The following is a 16,782-nucleotide window of genomic DNA, read 5'->3' as shown; positions in this document are numbered from 1 at the left end:
CCATGACGTTCACGTACATACCGCCGGTTCCGGCGGACCAGGTCCGGCAGCTGCCCACCCGCGACGTTGCGCTCCTTCTTCTGCAGCACCTCGCCAGCGGCACCGGATTCCTGCAGTACGTCGGGACGATGGGCTCGGCCCGACAGGCGTTCCAGAGCGAGCCGGACACGCAGGTCCTCGTCGACCGCCTCTCCGACGCCTGGAGCTGGCTGGAGGCGCACGCGCTGCTGTCCCGCGTTCCCAGCCAGTCAGAAGCCTTCCGTCAACTCTCCCGCGACGGCATGGAGCTGGCGAAGGATCCGGAAGGAATCACGAGGTTCGAAGCCCGCCTGCGGCTGTCCGGCCCGCTCCACCCGGCCCTGGAAGGCACGGTGCGTACCAACTTCGACCTCGGCGACTACGAGACGGCATGCTTCGCCGCGATGAAGGCGGTCGAGGTCGCCGTCCGGGAGGCCTCTGGACTCGACAACTCCCTGGTTGGGGTGAAGCTGATGCGTGCAGCCTTCCAGCCCGCCCAGAACGGCAAGGCCGGCGGCCCGCTTGCCGACACGGAAGCCGAAGGCGGCGAGCAGGAGGCCGCATCCGCCCTGTTCGCCGGCGCCATGGGCGCGTACAAGAACCCCGCCAGCCACCGAACCGTCGACTTCGACGACCCCATCGAGGCAGCCGAGATCATCCAGTTCGCCGACCTGCTGCTGCGGCAGGTCGAACGCGCCAAGCACAGGCAGCCCACCCCGGCTACCTAGTCCAGGAGCTGGCGGAGGAACCGTGACAGGACGCGTGGCGGAGCCAGCGGATCACGCCGACGGAGTGAACACTGTCCTGCGTGAGTCGAGCAGTACCGCCGGCTGTCCGCGAGCGCGCCCGCAGCCGCAGCTGTCCCCAATGCCGTGCCAAACCAGGCGAGAAGTGCGCCCCGGACCGGGCCGGGCGCTCCCAGCTGCATCGCGGCCGAATCCGCGACGCCCAGCAGGCCATGGAGCTGCCGCCGTACCGGATCCTTCCGCCTGACGAGGACCGCATCTTCATGGAGCTGCAGCCCGGGGAGGCCGACACGCTCGTGGCGTCCTGGCACAAGGACGTCATGGATGAACTGGCGCCCTACCCGTATGAGGCAGCGACCCTGCTGCGGCTGGCCCTGCTCCAGGCCGAGGCCCGGACGTTCGACAACTTCGCGGTGGCGCTCTGCCTGATGCCGCTGGAGTTCATCACCCGCGACGAAGCGGTCGAAGCGGTCGAACGGCTCATCGCCCGCGGCTTCGTTGAGCGGGTGGACCCCACGCACGTGTCCGTCAATGCGCTGGCCCTCGACATCATCGAGCGCGCCGTACTGCCCGCGCAGTTCCGCCTGGAGTGGAACGCGGCCAAGGCAAGGTGGCCCGGGCCCACGCCGCCGACAGTCCAGCTGACCCTCATGTGAGCCAGGCAGAGGCTCTGCCGATCTTGCCGAGGCACTACCGGACCCCGGAACCGCGTGCTGGTTCCGGCGCGTGCGCGGCGGAAGATGGCCGTCAGGGTGCGGACTCGTAGACCACCGTGGTGGTGGGGCAGTACTCAGCCACGTCGAGGAGGGCCTGGCGCTCGGCCTCGTCCGCGGTGAGGTTCCAGCGGAGCTTGGTGCCGACCCAGGTGGCGACGTAAGTGCAGTGGTAGGAGCCATCCGACGGCAGCCACTCCGCCGGGTCCTTGTCGCTCTTGCTCCTGTTGGAAGCGGCGGAGACCGCGATGAGCGTGTCCGGGGACGCCTGGTCGTTCGCGTACGCCTCCCGCCGCACGGCGCCCCAGGCGAAGCCACCGGAGTCGTGGACCTCCGCCAGCGGGACAAAATGATCTACATCCAGGCGGGCGGCGTCGGTGACGACGACGTTGTCGTAGGGGCTGCGCCAAGAACCACCGGTCAGCTTGCATCCGGTGGCGATCTGAGGGGCGAGGACCGCCTCGGCCAAGATCACCTCCTTGCGGGTGTCGCAGCCGTCGCCGGCGTTCAGGCCTTTGTTCCAATGCTTGTACAGGTCCCGCTTGTACCCGGCTCGCTGCTCGTCGGCGACGGCAATCCGGTCGATCGCCTCGAACAGCGGAACCGGCGCGCGGAGTCGGCCGACGCCAGGAAGAGCTGTCGGCAGGCCGGTCGAAGGGGTCGTGGTGGCGCCTGCCACAGGAGCACCCGGGGCGAAGAGGGGGAGGACTGCCAGGGCGAGCGCGGGCAGCCCGCGGCGCATCAGGTTGGTGATCATTCCTGGGTTCTAGCGACCCGAGCACACGCAAGGACAGTCCAAGATCAGCTGTGTCACCCAGCCGGGTGGGCGGATTCACCGGGGAAACGATCGTCCACCCGGTGATGGCAGATGCCGGGCAGGACAGGGGACCCGGTGTGCCCGGGGCGTAGAACCGAGTAAGGGCGCTGCGCTGGTCCTCTACTCGCAGTAGAGTCGAGGTATGGCGGACGAGACGAGCATCAAGGTGAGCGCAGCGACACGCGACCGGCTGGCCGCCCTGGCGGCCGAGGAGGGCACCACGATCCGGCAGCTGGTCGAGGAGCTCGCCGAGGGCCGGCCGACCCAGGCCGAGTACGCCCAGCGCGCCGAGCTGGCCCGGGCCGAGCTCGCCTCCGTCCTGGGCACCGTGCCGAGCGAGGAAGCCGAGGCCAAGGCCCGCGGCCTCCTGCAGCGCCTGGGCGCCAGCCAGGACCCGGCGGCCGCGTAGTGGGGCCGATCGCGGTCGTTCTGGACCACACCACCGCCACCGCTCTCCACGACCCGAAGGACCCGTACAACGAGGCCGTCGCCGCGTTCTACGTCCAAGCCTCCGGCGGCCTGGGCACCCTGTACGCGCCGGTGCTCTCCCTGACCGCCGGCGACACCGAGCGGCAGGGCCTGCTCGCCTACATGCACGGCCTGCGGTTCATCCGGATCGAGCCGTTCGACACCGACGCCGCGCTGACGGCAACCGAGCTGCTGCAAGCCGGGCACTCCTGGGCGGCCGTCCACGCCATCCACGCCGCCCGCCCCTCCGCCGACTACCCTGCCGGACGCTACCTCCTCACCCTCACCCCCGATCTGTACGAAGGGACCGGTGTCCAGGCCGTTCACCCCGACCAATGAGGTGGAGCCGGGCGAGCCAGGCCCTGTCGACTACCGGTCGTGGACTGCGCAGCCTGCCGAGGAGAAGCAGAACGGATCTTCGATCATGTGCAGGTTCTGCCGGTAGACCTCGTCCCACCCGTCGGCGTCGTAGGGCGGACGATCACCGGCCGCTCGGCGGCCATACCCTCCTCTGCCGTCGTGATGTACGGGAAGCGGTAACGGGCGGCGGCGAGCCTTGGGTCCGACCAGGGAGTGAAGGCCACCGATGGGTTCACCCACAATCGGGCAACGCCGTCCACGTCCCCTTCCAGGGCAAGGAACTGGTTCTCGACGAGCCACGCCACTACTTCCCGCAGCCGCGCGACGGGCACGTCCAGTTCGTCGGCCCAGTGAGCAAACTCGAAGAGGACCGGTCCACCGCCCTGTAGCCGGCAGGCGAGGATGTCCAGCACGTTCCGGGTCGTCCCGTCTTCGCTCCGCCTCTTCTTGCCGGCCTCCCGCTCCTCGATGCGGCGAAGGAAGCCAGCGGCCATCATCGCCGGCCCGCAGATGGTGCCGAAGTCGCATGTGCAGCTGATCACGCCACGCCCAACGGCCTGGCACCATCACGGATATCCCCGCGATCGGAAGCCCACCCGGATGGCCGGGGTGTCGGTGGATGATCCCGGTGGGGATGCTCCGACGAGTGCGCTGGTCAGGGACCGGTCTGGCGCCGGGCGGCCGCCCGGTACAGGCCGTAGATCACCAGTTGGACGTCGTACCCGGTGCGGAGCAGGCTGCGGGCGGGCTTGCCCTGGATCAGCGTCTGCAGCGCGTCGGGTGTGAAGCCGTGGTCTTTCAGCTCTGCGGCTGCGTCCGGCCGGCTCATTCCCACCGCCCATGACCACACGGTGAACTCGTCGCGGTCCGCCACGGTCCGAGCCCACGCCTGGGCCAGCGTCCAGGCGGTCTCGCGGTCGTAGCCAGCGGGGGACTCCTTGATGCGGTTGAAGATCCACACGGGGAGGCTCTGCGTCCCCGGCCGCGGCCGGGGGGTGACCCGGCGGGGCCGGAGCGCGCGGGAGGCCCGGTGGCGGTCGAGGTTGAGGTTGAGGTTGAGTCCTTCCGCACGTTCGACTTCGGCGGCTGTACGGGCTGCGGGGCGGCGGCGGGGAAGGTTGGCCGGTGTCGGCACCGATCCGCTGGGAGCCGGGGTGTGAGAGCGCAGGTAGTTGAAGAGGGCTTGCTCTTCAGGGGTGAAGTCGGGCATCAGGGGTTCCCTTCCAACGTGGCCCGGATGCGGGCATGCGAAAGGCCCCGTCTATGTGGACGGGGCCTTGGGGAGTGAGGGCCGTGGCGGGCGGCGGAGGCAGGGGCTCAGCCGGGCGCCAGGGCATGAAAAAGGGCGAGGACTTGAGTTCCTCGCCCTGCAGGCCGACGGTGTGGGCACGCCGGAGATGGCCACCATCTTGCCGAAGATCGGGAGGAGTGTCCAGCGTCTTCGGAAGGAGTCGTTCCGCGCATGGCACGCCGAACGCGCCGCCAACTGTAGCTGTTCAGCACGTCGGTGGGAGCATCTTCCGGACGATGAGGCTCGGCGTCACTAGCTTCTGGGCACGCCGGATCTGCCTTCCACTGTACTGGGGTTGCCGGTTCCGTCCTCCTCGCCCTGTCTTCAGGGCGCGCCGAGCCACCCGCGACACGCACGCAGGGCTAGACTCGGTGACTACTTGAAGGGGCACTCGCCATCGCTGGGCACTGCCCCTCTTCTTTGGCCCGCACACCTTCTGGTGCGGCCCTTTGTTCCTCGTCGACCTCCTTCGACGGCTCCGAGCAGAGCGCGCCGGTGCGGTGGCGGCCTGGTTCATGTCGCCGTGGGCGAAGTGGATGTCGCCGAGCACCCGGTTCCCGCGCCCCGGCCAGCCGAGAGTGCTGGCGGCAGAAGGGGCTGTGGGGAAGTCGCCGGTGGCGTCGCAGCGAGGTGGGCCAGCCCGCGCGGCGGCGGGGGCGAGCTGGCCGCCGCCGTCGGCGACCAGGCGCATTCCTTCGAGGTGGAGCGGATCCGCTTCTTCGTGCCCGCTTCTTGCGGCCGCGGTCTTCCCGGAGACCGTGGCCTTCACGGTCCCGTCACCCCGGAGGAGGTGTCCGAGTCGCAGATCGGCAACCCCAGTCATACGTTCAGTGACGAACCGAAGCGCGTGACATCCATGTGGAAGGATCGCTGTGACTGAATTCGACATCTGGGGCTATCGCCCGGACACCGGGTACCAGCAGGGCACCGACATCGTCGGGTACAAGGTCGAGGCCAAGGACGGCAGCATCGGCAAGATCAGCAAGCACTCCGAAGAGGTCGGCGCCTCCTACCTCGTCGTCGACACCGGCGTGTGGATCTTCGGCAAACACGTGCTGCTGCCTGCCGGGACGATCAACATGATCGACATGGTCGAGGAGAAGGTCTACGTCGACCGGACCAAGGAACAGATCAAGGACGCCCCCGACTTCGACGAGGCCAAGCACAGAGGGGACCCGACCTACCTGGAGCAGTTCGCCCGGTACTACAACATGCCGCACATGTAGCGCAGGCGTACACGTGGCGCGGGCCCCGCCGGCCGGCGGGGCCCGCGCCACGTGTACGCCTGGGCGCCCGATCCATCGGGCACAGGTCGGTCAGGTCTGGGAGATCGCCTCCAGCAGGTCGCCGACCTTTGTGTCCGGCAGGGCGCGGGCGACATCGGCAAGGGCGACGATGCCGACCAGCGTGTGCCCGTCGATGACCGGGAGCCGGCGGACCTGGTGTGCACCCATCGTGCGCAGGATCTCCGCGGCGTCGTCGTCGGCGCCGATGGTGACGGCCTCACCCTGGGCGAGATCGCCCGCCTTCACCGAGCTCGGGTCCTTGTCCGCCGCGAGGACCTTCAGCCTCCAAGTCCACCTGCGTGAGATCGGCGTCCCTCCGCAGCGCGGCAGGGCCTCCGCAATCCGCCAGCTCGTCCTCCAGGCCCCGGCCCCCGTCATCGCGAAAGCACTCGGCTATCACGACAAGACCGCCACCCGCCTGGTCACCGAAGCTGGCGGAACCTGGAGTCGGTACGCCCCGGGTGACCACAGCCAGTGATCGCTACAGGCCGTCATTGGCGCCCGTCTGCACGAACCGCAGCGACGAATGTGATCAAAGAACTCGACTTCGTGCATTAGCCGGCGCCCGAACCCGTCCGAGCGTCTCGCCTCTTCCCCTGGGTCACACCACGTCGGACCATGGACTGTTCATTCGGATGGAACTTCGCGCAGGGCGGCTGTTGAAGTGGTACTCCTCGGAGGGCAACGAGTCCCATTCAGTGTTCGCACCATCGCGCGGCACCATGAACAGCGGACGCGATCGCAGGACCTCCCCGACCCGTTGCGCGCGCATGACGATCCCGGGATCATCCGGTGCTGCGTAGCCCTCGGGCATGATGCGAAACTGCACGTCCATCGCCTCGGCATAGGCGATTGCATCGCTCTCCAGCTCCGCCATGTCCCTCCCGACCAGCGGGAGACCGTCGTACGCGACCTGGGGACCCTGCACGGCGTCGGCAGCGATGCAAAACAGCCCCGCAGCCTGGCTCACATAGGCCGTGACGGCTGGCGGAGAAGGGGCGGCCTCGCGACGGTGGACTTCGACCTTCCAAGTCGGCGAGAAGATCGCGTGGTCCCGTGCACAATCGCTGACCTGCGTCCGGCCGAGTACCTCAGCCGCCTCGATCACTTCGTCGACCGTCATGCCGAACCGAAACGGCCCGACGCCGACAGCGGACGCATAGGACCACGTGTCCCGTCCGGCGACTTCGAATTCGGCTTCGGCCTCGAACGCCATAGTCGCTCCTCTAGAGAACCTGAGAACTTGCCGCCGCCCATCATGTCAATCGCCGACCAGCAGGCTGTCGGGTGCCGCCGAGCTCGCACAGATCACTCAGCGCGATTCCCAGCTGGGTTCGGCCGCGAATACGCGACACCTGAACATGCGAGCTCACCAGTCCCAAGGCCGGTACTGCAGGCGGCAGAAGTCGGCGAGCGGGGCACACGTGGCTAGGGCGGACAACTTACGCGCGGCATCGGCCAGGGCTGGCGCCTGGGGCGGTCAGATGACCGGGGGGCGGCCAAGCCTGGTCATCCGCCACACGGTGCGCCACTGCATGGGTCGCCTGGGTGGGCAGGGCACGCGTACGCCTTCAAAGAAGCCGGCCCACCATGCGGCCAGTCCGGTCAGTGGGGGCCGTTGCGCGATCGTGTACGCGGCCCAGGTTGCGAGGTAGACCGGGACGAGGGCGGCGGGCAGGTGCCGCTTGGCCAGCCAGACACGGTTCCGTCCGGTGTTGCGGTAGTACACCTTGTGCCGGGACGCCGCGGTGCGGGGGTGTTGGAGAACCATGTCCGCCCGGTAGTCGATCTCCCAGCCGGCGTCCAGCGCCCGCCAGGCGAAGTCCGTCTCCTCGTGGGCGTAGAAGAAGGGGGTCGGGAAGTCGCCGACCTGGTCGATCACGGTCAGGCGGATGGCGTGGCCGCCGCCGAGGAACGTCGTCACCGGCCCGGACACCGCGGGGTTCTTGCCGCCCAGGCGAGGGACGTGCCTGCGTTGGCTTACCCCGGTCTCGTCCGCGATGCGGAATCCGGCGATGCCCAGGCGGGGACTGGTGGCGAACGCCTCACGGACCAGCTGGAAGGTGTCGGTGCGGGGCAACAGGCCGTCGTCGTCCAGGACCACGACGACGTCGACGCCGCCCCGCACGCGCAGCCAGGCCACGCCTGCGTTGCGGCCGCCGGGGATCCCTAGGTTCTCCGGTAGTTCCACGCCGTCGACGCCGTCCGGGAGGGGCGGGAGCTTCACACCCTGGCCAAGGACCACGACGGTCGCCGGATCGCCTTCCTGAGCGGCCACCGAGGCCAGCAGCGCCCCCAGTTCCGCGGGCCGGTCGCCCATGGTCAGGACCACAACCCCGATCTTCGGCATTCGGTCGCCTGTTCCTTTCACACCTGGTTGCTGAGGAGTTCGGTGGCGCGCTGGTTGAGGCTCACCGCGCCGGCCACACCACGTCGGCGGTACCGGGCCGACGTCGCCTGAATCTCTTTGACTGCCCGCCGGTTGCGGTCGGAGACCACACCGCCCATGAAATCCAGGGAACGGCCCCACAGGCCCACGGCTTCCTCGTGGCGGTGCTGCCCGGCCACCGACCGCCCCAGGTGGGCCAGGGTCAGCCCGTGTTTGAGCTGGTAGGTGCCCGGCGTGCGGCCCGCCAGGGCCCGCCGGTAGTGCCGTTCGGCCGCCGCGTGGTCTTTCATCGCGGTCAGGGTCTTGCCCATGTGCGAGGCGACCGTGGCCGCCACGGGCCCGGAGGCTGCGGCGTAGTCGGGGACCGGCTCCCACGTGTCTGTCACAGCGTCTTCGGCGGCCAGCAGCGCCCGCGCCGCCCGGGCGCTCTGCCCGGCGGCCCCGTAGGCCCTGGCGCACGTCACCAGGAGCAGGGCCTCGGTCTGCCGGTCGACTTTGCCCGTCGCCCTGCCCAGGGCCGCTTCGGCCAGCTCGGGACTGGAACCAGGGTGGCCCAGGTCGAGGGCCTGATGGGTGAGGGCCCGCATCATCCATGCGGCATGGCCGTTCGGGTCGGCCTCGCAGGCGAGCTGATAGCCCAGCAGGTAGTACTGCTGGGCGGCGCCCTCCCGGCCGAGGTCGTGGTGTTTCCAGCCGACCAGGCAGGCCAGCTGGGCCGCCGCCCCGAACGCCTCGGAGCGGACCGTGGCGGAGGGGAACCGGGCGGTCAGCATCGGCGCGACGGTGTCGGTCAGATAGGCGGTGACGGTGGTCAGGCCGTGGCCGCCGCCCAGCAGTTCGTCCGCGCTGCGGAACATCTCGGTCAGCTGCCGGACCGCCATCACCTCGGTCGGACCGACGCTGCCGCCGGTCTCGGACGCTCGGAGCGTCGCGGCAACCGCTTCGTGGTCGTAGGCCAGCGGCAGACCGACGGCCGCGGCGGTGAAAGCGGCGCCGAGGAAGTCGCGGCGACGTTGAATGACGGACCTCCCAAGATCGGCGATGACGGCCAGCGGGTCGGCCTCCATGGCCACGCCGCCTTCGCAGCCTAGACCGATCTCGGCGACGGTCACCCGCCGCTTGGTCCGTCTCGTCAGGGCCTCCGCGATGTAGAACGGCGTCTGGCCGGACGGTGTCCCCCCGGAGACCCAGTAGGCGACGGCTGACGGACCTGTACCCAAGTGCTGACCCGCCTCGGCCGCCACAGAGCGGATCTCCCTGGCCAGCGCGAAATAGGTGGCCCCGGACTGGGCGATCACCTCTGCCAACGCGCTGTTCGGCGTTCGGTTCCCTGCCAAGGTCGGACCCCCTCGGAAACGATCTTGAACGAGTTGCACGGGTTGCCGCTTCACCCACGGTACTCACTTTCCGTGTCGGCGAGTTCACTGTTCATCACGCCGTCCGGGGCTGCGCCGTCGGTCCGCTCGATGGAGCCCACCCCTGCCCCGGACGGCGCCCGCCGGAGAGCTGGGTCCACGCCTGCCTGGCGACCTCTATATGCGCTCTGTCACCGAGTTCGAGGAGACCGCCGTGACACTTACCGACGCCGACCTGTCCGAAGCCCTCGCCGGTTCGACCGTGGTGGTCACCGGCGGCGGAGGTCTGGTCGGCTCCCGCATTACCGCCCGCCTGCGCGCCGCCGGGGCCCGCGTCCTGGCCGTGGGCAAGCTCGACGCCTACCCCGCCACCGTCTACGCCGAACTGTTCGGCGTCCACACCGCCAATCCCGACACCCTCGTGGGCGACATTGCCGACGAGACCCTGATGGACCACGTCGTCAGGGAAGCGGACTACGTGATCCATGCCGCCGCCGTCGCCGACGTGGCCGCCTGCACCCGCAACCCGATGGCTGCGATCGAGACCAACGTCACCGGCACCCAGGTCCTCCTGGACGCGGTCAACCGCTGCAACGCCCGCGTCCGCCGGTTCGTGTTCGTCTCCTCAGCCGCCGTCTACGGCAACGGCGACCCCAAGCACCACGACGTCCAGACCTGGCACGAGGACCAGCCCGTGGCCCCGCTGTCGGTGTACGCGAATACGAAGGCGTGGGGGGAGGCGCAGACCGCGTTGGTGCTGGGCAAGGCCAACGTCTCCCACACCACGGTCCGCTACTTCTCCGTCTACGGTGAGCCCCAGACCGTCAAGGAGGGCTCGCACTCCTGGGTGGTGGCCTGGATGGCGATGCGCGCGAAGCTCGGCCTTCCCCTGCACGTCAACGGCGGCGGCCGGCAGGTCCGTGACTTCGTTCATGTCGACGACATCGCCGAGGCCACCATCCGGGCCATGCTCGCTCGCGGCGCGGACCGGCAGACCCTCAACATCGGCACCGGCCGGGCCACCTCCATCGCCGACGTGGCCCGCCTCATCCGCAACCACTACCCCGACGCCGAATTCCAGAACAGGCCACTCCCCGAAGGCGACCCGCTCGGCGGGACGGCCGACACCGCCCGCATGACCGCCTCCCTGGAGTGGGAGCCGCGGATCACGGTGGCAGAAGGCGTGGCCCGCTACGTCGCCTGGCTCGACAACACTCCAGCCGCCCTTCCCGACTTCCTGCGCCGTGAAGCCGCCGACGCCGCCTGAACCTCCCGCCCCAACGACGACCAGGAGAAGCCAGGTGACCGACTCCATCCGCATCGGCGACTACGTGAGCAGCCCTGCAGCATCCGGCTTGGACTCCACCGGCTACGCGAAGATCAGCGAGTTCGAACTGTCCGCCTTCCTCACTCACTGGGACAGCCTCCACGACGATGCCCTCCAGGTGGTGCCCGAGCGGATCCACCCCACCGCGCGGATCCATCCCACCGCGATCATCGGAGAAGACGCGATCCTCGGCCCCGGGGTCCGCGTCCACGAGTTCTCCACCGTCCGCAAGCGCTCCGTCCTCGCCGCCGGCGTCTCGGTCGGCTTCGGATGCGAGGTCACCCACTCCTTCGTCGGGGAGAACACCGTCCTCGGCCACCAGGTAGGCGTCGGCCACTCCATCATCGGCGCGGACGCCCACCTGTCCGCGAACCTCGTCATCGCGGCGATCAGCCTGTGGAACTACGACATGCGCGTCCCCGTCAAGGAAATCGCCCTTCACGGTCCCGGTGATGGATTGCCCTACCGGTGCACCACGCCCCGGTTCGGGGGCCTGATCGGCGACCACGTCCAGACAGGCAGCATGATCACCCTCGGCCCCGGCATCGCCGTAGGCCGACGCTCAGTCATCGCGGCCGGGGTCTGCATGGGCAGCACCATCATCCCCGCCAGCAGCGTCGTGCGGTCCTCCGCACCCGAGGTAGTCATCGAGCCCCGCCGCATCTGACCGCCCCGGCCGAACCCCGCTACCTCGCGTGCAAGTCATCGGGCGCGCGGGTGTCCCTCACCCCAACGCGCTCAGGATCTCGGCCGGAGCCGTGGCGCGGTACGCGTCGTACGCACGCTCATCGCCCCAGCGACCAGGCCCTGGTGGCGAGACGGCGCGAACGGCAGACGCCAGATAGCCCCACGTTCTGACCGCGCCGGGCAGTACCAGGGGAGCGGGAGTCCGGAGGCCACCGGCCAGCCACACGCAATCCCGAGCGAACGCCGCCCGGGGGCCGACGCCCCCGTCCACGGCGCGCACTCGACCTCCGCGTGTCTTCAATTGAAGACACGCTTCATCGCCCCACACACCCCGCGAAACCCCAGCAGACGAAGGGGCCGGTCCGGGCCCGGAATCGACCCGCGCACGGAGCTGGTGGGGCTACGCCGTGACGAGGCCCCACCAGCGGTGTCAGCTGCGACTGCCGGCTACCTCCTTGAGCGAGAGGTCGAGGTTCGTGGAGCACAGCACGTCCGGGGGCTCTACGGGGGGAGGTTCCACGGTGCGCGAGGGGAAGGGGATCACCTGTGCCTCGTGTTCCTCCTCGAGGTCATCCGATTCTCCTCCTCCGGCGTGGTCAGGCGTCGGCCATTGCACAGCCTGCTGGTGGCCCGCAGCAGCCCCGACCGGCCGACGGTGCGCGGGCGCGTCCTGCCGGCCGGTTTCCAGGTCTGGGGGGCTGGCGGCGAGCAGGAGGGACAGGAGAAGGCCGGCGGAGCGGCTGGAGAGGATCTTCGCTGCCTGAATGAGCCGGTGGCGCTGCGCGACGGGCAGAGACAGGGCTACGCAGCCGATTTCGCCGTCGATGACGAGTGGGACCGCGACGCATACTTCTCCGTCGGAGTACTCCAGAATGTCGAACTGGGCAGCGAGCGGGCCATGGTGATCCAGGTTCTGGAAGAGCGCGGCCCCATTGGTGATGGTGCGCTGGGTGAGCGCGATGGGCCGGTGCCTGGACAGGTGGTCCATGCGTTGGTCGAAGTTGAGCTGGGAAAGCAGGCTCTTGCCGACCGCGGTGGCGTGTGCTGCCTCGGTGAAGGCGACCCGTTGTTTGACGCCCGGGGTGCTGGGTCCGTCCGACCATCGGACGATGGAGACTTCTCCCTGGCTGTAGGTGCTGATGTACACGGCCGCGCCGACGGCGTCGCGCAGGCCGGCGAGAACCTGGTCGATGACCATGCCGGGCCGGCCAGGTTCGGGTACCGCGATCAGTCGTAGCGCGGGTCCGGGTACGTACCCGCCGTCGGGGGTGCGCAGGGTGAGGTGCTGCTGGCACAGCCACACCAGGAGACGTTGCATCACCGGGTGTGGAAGGCTGGTGGCCCAGGCGAGGTGCCTCTCACTGACCGCTCGGCCTGCGCTGGCGATGATCTGCAGGAGGTCGAGGACCCGCTGCGCGGACTGCCAGCGGCGCAACGGCCGGCTGGCGGGCGGGGCCTGCTGGGCCAGGTTCGTCAGTGACGCGTGCCGCAGCGGAGCCGGCGACCATGCCGGGCCGAGCCCCGACTTCCGGTCTCCGGGCGCCCCCGTGGGCGGAATCGTGGCCGAGGCCGTGTTCGCGGGCAGGGGATCCGGAGCGGCTCCGGTACGCCTGGGCTTGGGAATCTTGGCGGTGAACTTGGCGCGCTTGCGGAAAGTCGCCAGGAGGGTCCGCACATCGGCGATGAACTCGCCGTCCTGTTCGGGGATCGTGTCCTCGCGGTCGGCGAGGCCGATGTCGGCCAGGTCCCAGCCGGCTTGCCGCAGCAGTGTCCGGGCGTCCTGGTGTCCCCATCGGGCAGCACTCACCACGATGGTGACGGCCTGGGGAGCGGAGTCCGGGCCCGACTGCCGCCACAAGGTCACCGCCAGGCGGAAGGCCGCGCCGGGGTGGCTGTCCTCGCACGCCCGCTTGAGCCAGTTCCTGGCCCGGTCCAGCTCACCTATACGCAGGGCCTTCGAGCCGAGCCGGTAGCACGAGTTCGCGTGCAGGCGTCGCTCCAGTTCCTGGCCCCTCATGGTCCGCGGTGGTCCCCAGTCGCCTCCGGGTCGGTCCCAGAAGTCGGCTCCCTTCAGCCCGGACAGCAGGGCAGCGAACGCGGAGGGTGCCGCCGCTCCGGTGTCGCCCCGTTCGCTGTCGTTGCCGTTCACATCACTCACCTGTGTCCTCTTCCCGGCGCCGGGTCTTCCTGTGCCGATCGCGGATGTGGAGCTGGATCTCCTCGTCCTCCCTCAGCTCGGCTGCTGCCTTGGTCATCAAGGTCTGGATACGTGCCGGCTCCCGGTTCATGCGCTCCGCGATGGCCTGGTCCTCCATGCCCTGGCTCCGCATCTCCGCGACGTCCCTGCGTTGTGTCTTCTTCATCCGCCTGATGGCGGGTATGACGAGGTCCTCGAGGGGGTCCAGCGGGGTGTACGGCACGAGGCCCGCGTAGTCGCCGTGAAGGTCCGAGGCCCGGCTGGGGCGCGCGACGAATACGCGCTCGCACTCCTGGAGCCCTGCCTCGTCCGCGGGCTCGGCCAACTTGTCGTAGGCGTCGTTCGCCAGGTTGTTCGCGGTCTCCCTCGCGTACGGCAGAGGGTTGCGGTCCCGCTTCTCAGCATCCCGCTGCCACACGACATACGTCCGCACGAGCGCCTCGTGCGCCATGTCCTGCACTTGGGAGCGCAGCATCGGATGCCGTTTCCACAGCCCTGCCGCGATGATGCGGGTCCACTCCTCTGCACGGAGCTCGAAGAGCGTACGCGCGGCTTCCTGCCAGGGCAGTTCCTCCTCATCCGGGCTGCCTACCACGGGCCACGCTCCGGCTCACGGGGATCGGAGGCGGCGGTGGCCACGAGGGTGGTCCAGACCGTCACCCGGTCGCCGCCCGCCGACTCGTGCCGCACGATGACGGACCAGCCGCCGCCACATGGCATGCGGGAACCATGCTCGGCCGGGGCAAAAGCCCCCTCGCGTCCCACTCGCCCGCGAGAAGCCTTTCCCCAGGCCCGGTACACGGCGAACACCACGGGGGTCACGCCGGCCACGGCCGAGATGAACCCGACCACGTCCAGGGCTGTCAATTCACGCTCCACATGTTCGTTCGAGAGCAACGCATCCGCGTCACGTCTCCCTTACGGCGTGGAGGGCCTCAACTTTCCTGTCGCCCGAAAGCGATCGAAACCGGCGTATGTCGATCGCCTTCTGTGCGATCCCGCCCGGTAGGGGTGCGCTATGGAGCGCGTCCGCCGGTTCCAGTCGGTCTAAGCACCGGCCTCCCAGACTCGGACCGCCAGATGGACCCGGCGCTCGATCTCGGTGCCGCGGTCCTGCCGAAGATGCAGGGCGTTCTCCTCCCACAGGTCGACGATCTCCAGGTATCCGGCGAGGACCTTGGAGTGCGGGGCCCAGCCGCCTTGTTTGGCGATGACGATCTGGTCGTGGCCCTTGAGGCGGGCAGAGGTGGCCAGACCACGGCGGGGGGCGGTGAAGCGGATCTCAAGCCCAGCACGCTGGCCGGTCGCGGGTGACGACGTCGCCGACGGACTCGGGCTGGAGTCCACCCATGAGGTTGTCCGGGCAGGCTGCGCTGATCCGGGTGAGGTGGTCGACCAGCAGCGGCGGCACCTGCCCTCGGCCGCGCCGCTCGCCCAGCTTGGCCGGCTGATCGGTGGGCAGATCCCCGACGACGTCACCGACACCATCGAGCGGCTGCGTGTCCAGCTCGCCGCGCTGGCCGACTCCCGGCCGCTGGCCGCGGTCGAGGCCGCCGCCCGGGTCGAGAAACTCGGCACCACCCACCTGCAGCACGCCGTCACATCCGCCGTCCGCAACGATGCCAGCTGGACCGCGATCGGCAACGCCACCGGCACCACCCGGCAAGCCGCCCATCAGCGGTTCTCCAAGGTCCCTTCCTGACCTCCGAACGGCCCGCGCCCCTGCAGGGGCAGCAGACGGGTATGCTGCCCCCGGCAGCAAGCGCCTGCCCGCTCCGAGTCATGGTGGCCCACGTCCACCATGACGGCGAAGACAAGGTTCTCCGAATCGCGCCCAATACTTCCGCAAGGTCATCAAACATCCATGCGGGGAACGTGGGCAGCCCTGCGAGGAGCACCCGATGACCCAGGACCGCCGCCAGAAGTTGTGGATTCGAGCCTTCCAGGCCGCCACGGAAACGACGTACTCGGCCGCTCACCGGCGCCAGCACAACTGGCCGACCCTGGCCGAAGTGATGCAGGAGCACGAGCAGCTCGGGAACTTCGGCATCGGCGTCTACAACCCCCCACGCCTGACTGCCCAGCAGCGGCGTGCTGAACTGCTCGTCGAGCGCGAGAACCTGCGGCGAGAAGAGGGCCTGGTGCTGGAGACGGCGCTGTGGCTCCGCGACAACATCATGCCCATCAAGACGCCAAGCGCTGGCAGCTACAGCGTGAAGCATTTGATGGAGCGGGCAACCGGCACCTACGTGACCAACGGCGTGCTCATCGCATCCGCGCTCGTCGTCGGTTACCCCTTCAGGTACGACCAGCCGAACGTGTGGTTCGGCATGAGCCGGCGGGACCTGAGCAAGCTGAGGTGAGGGTGGGCACCGCCCCATGCGGGGAGCTCACCCCTAGATGAATGAGTCCGATGTCTTCAGTGGTCATAGGCGATCAGGGATCGTTTGACTGCGGCGCCGGTGGTCCAGTTGTGCCAGATGCCGGCGGCGAGGGCGAGGAGTCGTTGTCCGGTGCGGGCGAAGACGCCAGCCGGGGTTCTGCCGCCGTGGTGTTCGAGGCTGAGCTGGCCTTTGAGGGTGTCGATGACGGCCTCGATCCACTGGCGGACCCGGGCGATCTTCCCGTGTCGGACCGGCTCGTCCTTCCGGTCAGGCCGCACCAGATGAACCCCCAGCCGCTCGGTGCAGAAGGCTTCGAACTCCTTCCCGGCGAAGCCCTTGTCCGCGAGGATCACCTGCCCTGCGCGGACAAGGTGATGGTCGCGTTCCAGCAACGCGGCCATCACCTCCCGCTCGCCGATCTTGGGGTTGGCCAGGCACCAGGTGACGGGCATGCCCTCGGCAGTGGTGACCAGGTAGAGCCGGAAGCCCCAGAAGAAGCGGGAGTGGCTGCGGCAGTAGCCGTATCCGCAGTGTCCGGCCAGGTCGGAGCGCTTGACGGTCTCGCGGGAGGCCGCGCAGGGCAGCGGGGTGGAGTCGATCAGCCGCAGGTCGTCGTTCCAGGTCGGCACCTGCCGGGCCAGGGCCTCGATCGCGCGGCTGATCAGTGGCCCGGCAGCATTCAGGCGCTTGTTGTAGGCAGACTGCCGCTCCCGTCGGGGCACTTCCGGAATACCTCGGTGCCGC

At 69.2% G+C, this 16,782-nt stretch carries 20 protein-coding genes and 2 pseudogenes; 10 read left to right on the top strand and 12 right to left on the bottom strand.

What is annotated here, in order from left to right:
- Window positions 1-2 precede the first annotated feature (2 nt).
- Together NRK68_RS34400 and NRK68_RS34395 are read left to right on the top strand one after the other, a co-directional pair.
- Window positions 3-746, top strand: coding sequence for a TIGR02391 family protein (locus NRK68_RS34400; protein WP_257858108.1), 744 nt, complete (start codon window positions 3-5; stop codon window positions 744-746).
- 80 nt (window positions 747-826) lie between these two features.
- On the top strand, window positions 827-1,420 hold the full coding sequence (locus NRK68_RS34395) for a zinc finger domain-containing protein (protein ID WP_257858107.1): 594 nt from the start codon (window positions 827-829) through the stop codon (window positions 1,418-1,420).
- Window positions 1,421-1,511: 91 nt separating this feature from the next.
- On the opposite strand, the gene NRK68_RS34390 is transcribed toward NRK68_RS34395, so the two are convergent.
- Window positions 1,512-2,234, bottom strand: coding sequence for an HNH endonuclease family protein (locus tag NRK68_RS34390; RefSeq protein ID WP_257858106.1), 723 nt, complete (start codon window positions 2,232-2,234; stop codon window positions 1,512-1,514).
- A gap of 202 nt (window positions 2,235-2,436) precedes the next feature.
- Here NRK68_RS34390 and NRK68_RS34385 point away from each other — a divergent pair, with 202 nt between their 5' ends.
- Together NRK68_RS34385 and NRK68_RS34380 are read left to right on the top strand one after the other, a co-directional pair.
- Window positions 2,437-2,703, top strand: coding sequence for a hypothetical protein (locus tag NRK68_RS34385; RefSeq protein ID WP_257858104.1), 267 nt, complete (start codon window positions 2,437-2,439; stop codon window positions 2,701-2,703).
- Entirely contained in the window at window positions 2,703-3,101 is a 399-nt protein-coding gene (locus NRK68_RS34380) for a PIN domain-containing protein (protein ID WP_257858103.1), read from the top strand. Before NRK68_RS34385 ends, NRK68_RS34380 begins: the two co-directional genes overlap by 1 nt.
- A gap of 83 nt (window positions 3,102-3,184) precedes the next feature.
- On the opposite strand, the gene NRK68_RS34375 is transcribed toward NRK68_RS34380, so the two are convergent.
- Together NRK68_RS34375 and NRK68_RS34370 are read right to left on the bottom strand one after the other, a co-directional pair.
- On the bottom strand, window positions 3,185-3,664 hold the full coding sequence (locus NRK68_RS34375; RefSeq protein WP_257858102.1) for a hypothetical protein: 480 nt from the start codon (window positions 3,662-3,664) through the stop codon (window positions 3,185-3,187).
- Window positions 3,665-3,777: 113 nt separating this feature from the next.
- Window positions 3,778-4,332: a hypothetical protein gene (locus tag NRK68_RS34370; protein ID WP_257858101.1), complete on the bottom strand. Its 555-nt coding sequence runs from the start codon at window positions 4,330-4,332 to the stop codon at window positions 3,778-3,780.
- Window positions 4,333-5,285: 953 nt separating this feature from the next.
- On the opposite strand from NRK68_RS34370, the gene NRK68_RS34365 reads away from it, so the two are divergent.
- A complete protein-coding gene (locus NRK68_RS34365) occupies window positions 5,286-5,639 on the top strand; it encodes a PRC-barrel domain-containing protein (protein WP_257858100.1) in 354 nt (117 codons plus the stop codon).
- A gap of 90 nt (window positions 5,640-5,729) precedes the next feature.
- On the opposite strand, the pseudogene NRK68_RS34360 reads toward NRK68_RS34365, so the two are convergent.
- Window positions 5,730-5,981 (bottom strand): annotated as a pseudogene (locus tag NRK68_RS34360) (CBS domain-containing protein); the annotation flags it as partial.
- On the opposite strand from NRK68_RS34360, the gene NRK68_RS34355 reads away from it, so the two are divergent.
- On the top strand, window positions 5,959-6,177 hold the full coding sequence (locus tag NRK68_RS34355; protein ID WP_257858271.1) for a hypothetical protein: 219 nt from the start codon (window positions 5,959-5,961) through the stop codon (window positions 6,175-6,177). The pseudogene NRK68_RS34360 and the gene NRK68_RS34355 sit on opposite strands and share 23 nt — an antisense overlap.
- A gap of 123 nt (window positions 6,178-6,300) precedes the next feature.
- On the opposite strand, the gene NRK68_RS34350 is transcribed toward NRK68_RS34355, so the two are convergent.
- From NRK68_RS34350 to NRK68_RS34340, 3 genes are all read right to left on the bottom strand, one after another.
- On the bottom strand, window positions 6,301-6,915 hold the full coding sequence (locus NRK68_RS34350) for a hypothetical protein (protein ID WP_257858099.1): 615 nt from the start codon (window positions 6,913-6,915) through the stop codon (window positions 6,301-6,303).
- Window positions 6,916-7,179: 264 nt separating this feature from the next.
- Window positions 7,180-8,049 carry a glycosyltransferase family 2 protein gene (locus tag NRK68_RS34345; RefSeq protein ID WP_257858098.1) on the bottom strand — a complete coding sequence of 290 codons (870 nt, stop codon included), beginning with the start codon at window positions 8,047-8,049 and terminating at the stop codon, window positions 7,180-7,182.
- Between the two features lie 17 nt (window positions 8,050-8,066).
- Entirely contained in the window at window positions 8,067-9,425 is a 1,359-nt protein-coding gene (locus NRK68_RS34340; protein WP_257858097.1) for an NsdA family TPR-like regulatory protein, read from the bottom strand.
- A 232-nt stretch (window positions 9,426-9,657) separates the two neighbouring features.
- Between NRK68_RS34340 and NRK68_RS34335 the strand changes: the two genes are divergently transcribed.
- Together NRK68_RS34335 and NRK68_RS34330 are read left to right on the top strand one after the other, a co-directional pair.
- Window positions 9,658-10,710 carry an NAD-dependent epimerase/dehydratase family protein gene (locus NRK68_RS34335; RefSeq protein WP_257858096.1) on the top strand — a complete coding sequence of 351 codons (1,053 nt, stop codon included), beginning with the start codon at window positions 9,658-9,660 and terminating at the stop codon, window positions 10,708-10,710.
- A 34-nt stretch (window positions 10,711-10,744) separates the two neighbouring features.
- Complete coding sequence (locus tag NRK68_RS34330) at window positions 10,745-11,437, top strand: DapH/DapD/GlmU-related protein (RefSeq protein WP_257858095.1); 693 nt, start codon at window positions 10,745-10,747, stop codon at window positions 11,435-11,437.
- A 450-nt stretch (window positions 11,438-11,887) separates the two neighbouring features.
- Here NRK68_RS34330 and NRK68_RS34325 read toward each other — a convergent pair whose 3' ends face one another.
- The 4 genes from NRK68_RS34325 to NRK68_RS34310 all read right to left on the bottom strand — a co-directional run bounded on the left by NRK68_RS34325 (window position 11,888) and on the right by NRK68_RS34310 (window position 15,001).
- Window positions 11,888-13,615, bottom strand: a complete 1,728-nt coding sequence (locus tag NRK68_RS34325) for an IclR family transcriptional regulator domain-containing protein (protein WP_257858094.1) — start codon at window positions 13,613-13,615, stop codon at window positions 11,888-11,890.
- Window positions 13,608-14,249: a hypothetical protein gene (locus NRK68_RS34320; protein ID WP_257858093.1), complete on the bottom strand. Its 642-nt coding sequence runs from the start codon at window positions 14,247-14,249 to the stop codon at window positions 13,608-13,610. Before NRK68_RS34320 ends, NRK68_RS34325 begins: the two co-directional genes overlap by 8 nt.
- Window positions 14,243-14,374: a hypothetical protein gene (locus NRK68_RS34315; RefSeq protein ID WP_257858092.1), complete on the bottom strand. Its 132-nt coding sequence runs from the start codon at window positions 14,372-14,374 to the stop codon at window positions 14,243-14,245. Before NRK68_RS34315 ends, NRK68_RS34320 begins: the two co-directional genes overlap by 7 nt.
- A gap of 327 nt (window positions 14,375-14,701) precedes the next feature.
- Complete coding sequence (locus NRK68_RS34310) at window positions 14,702-15,001, bottom strand: site-specific integrase (protein ID WP_257858091.1); 300 nt, start codon at window positions 14,999-15,001, stop codon at window positions 14,702-14,704.
- Between the two features lie 40 nt (window positions 15,002-15,041).
- On the opposite strand from NRK68_RS34310, the gene NRK68_RS34305 reads away from it, so the two are divergent.
- Both NRK68_RS34305 and NRK68_RS34300 read left to right on the top strand, forming a co-directional pair.
- Window positions 15,042-15,356 carry a hypothetical protein gene (locus NRK68_RS34305; RefSeq protein ID WP_257858090.1) on the top strand — a complete coding sequence of 105 codons (315 nt, stop codon included), beginning with the start codon at window positions 15,042-15,044 and terminating at the stop codon, window positions 15,354-15,356.
- 199 nt (window positions 15,357-15,555) lie between these two features.
- Window positions 15,556-16,017 (top strand): hypothetical protein, encoded by a 462-nt coding sequence (locus NRK68_RS34300; protein WP_257858089.1) that lies wholly within the window; start codon window positions 15,556-15,558, stop codon window positions 16,015-16,017.
- A 56-nt stretch (window positions 16,018-16,073) separates the two neighbouring features.
- On the opposite strand, the pseudogene NRK68_RS34295 reads toward NRK68_RS34300, so the two are convergent.
- A pseudogene (locus NRK68_RS34295) lies at window positions 16,074-16,745 on the bottom strand (IS982 family transposase); the annotation flags it as partial.
- Between the last annotated feature and the right edge of the window lie 37 nt (window positions 16,746-16,782).

It is taken from the genome of Streptomyces yangpuensis (assembly GCF_024666385.1).
Classification (GTDB): Bacteria; Actinomycetota; Actinomycetes; order Streptomycetales; family Streptomycetaceae; genus Streptomyces; species Streptomyces yangpuensis.
This window is presented reverse-complemented; position numbering and strand designations above follow the sequence as displayed.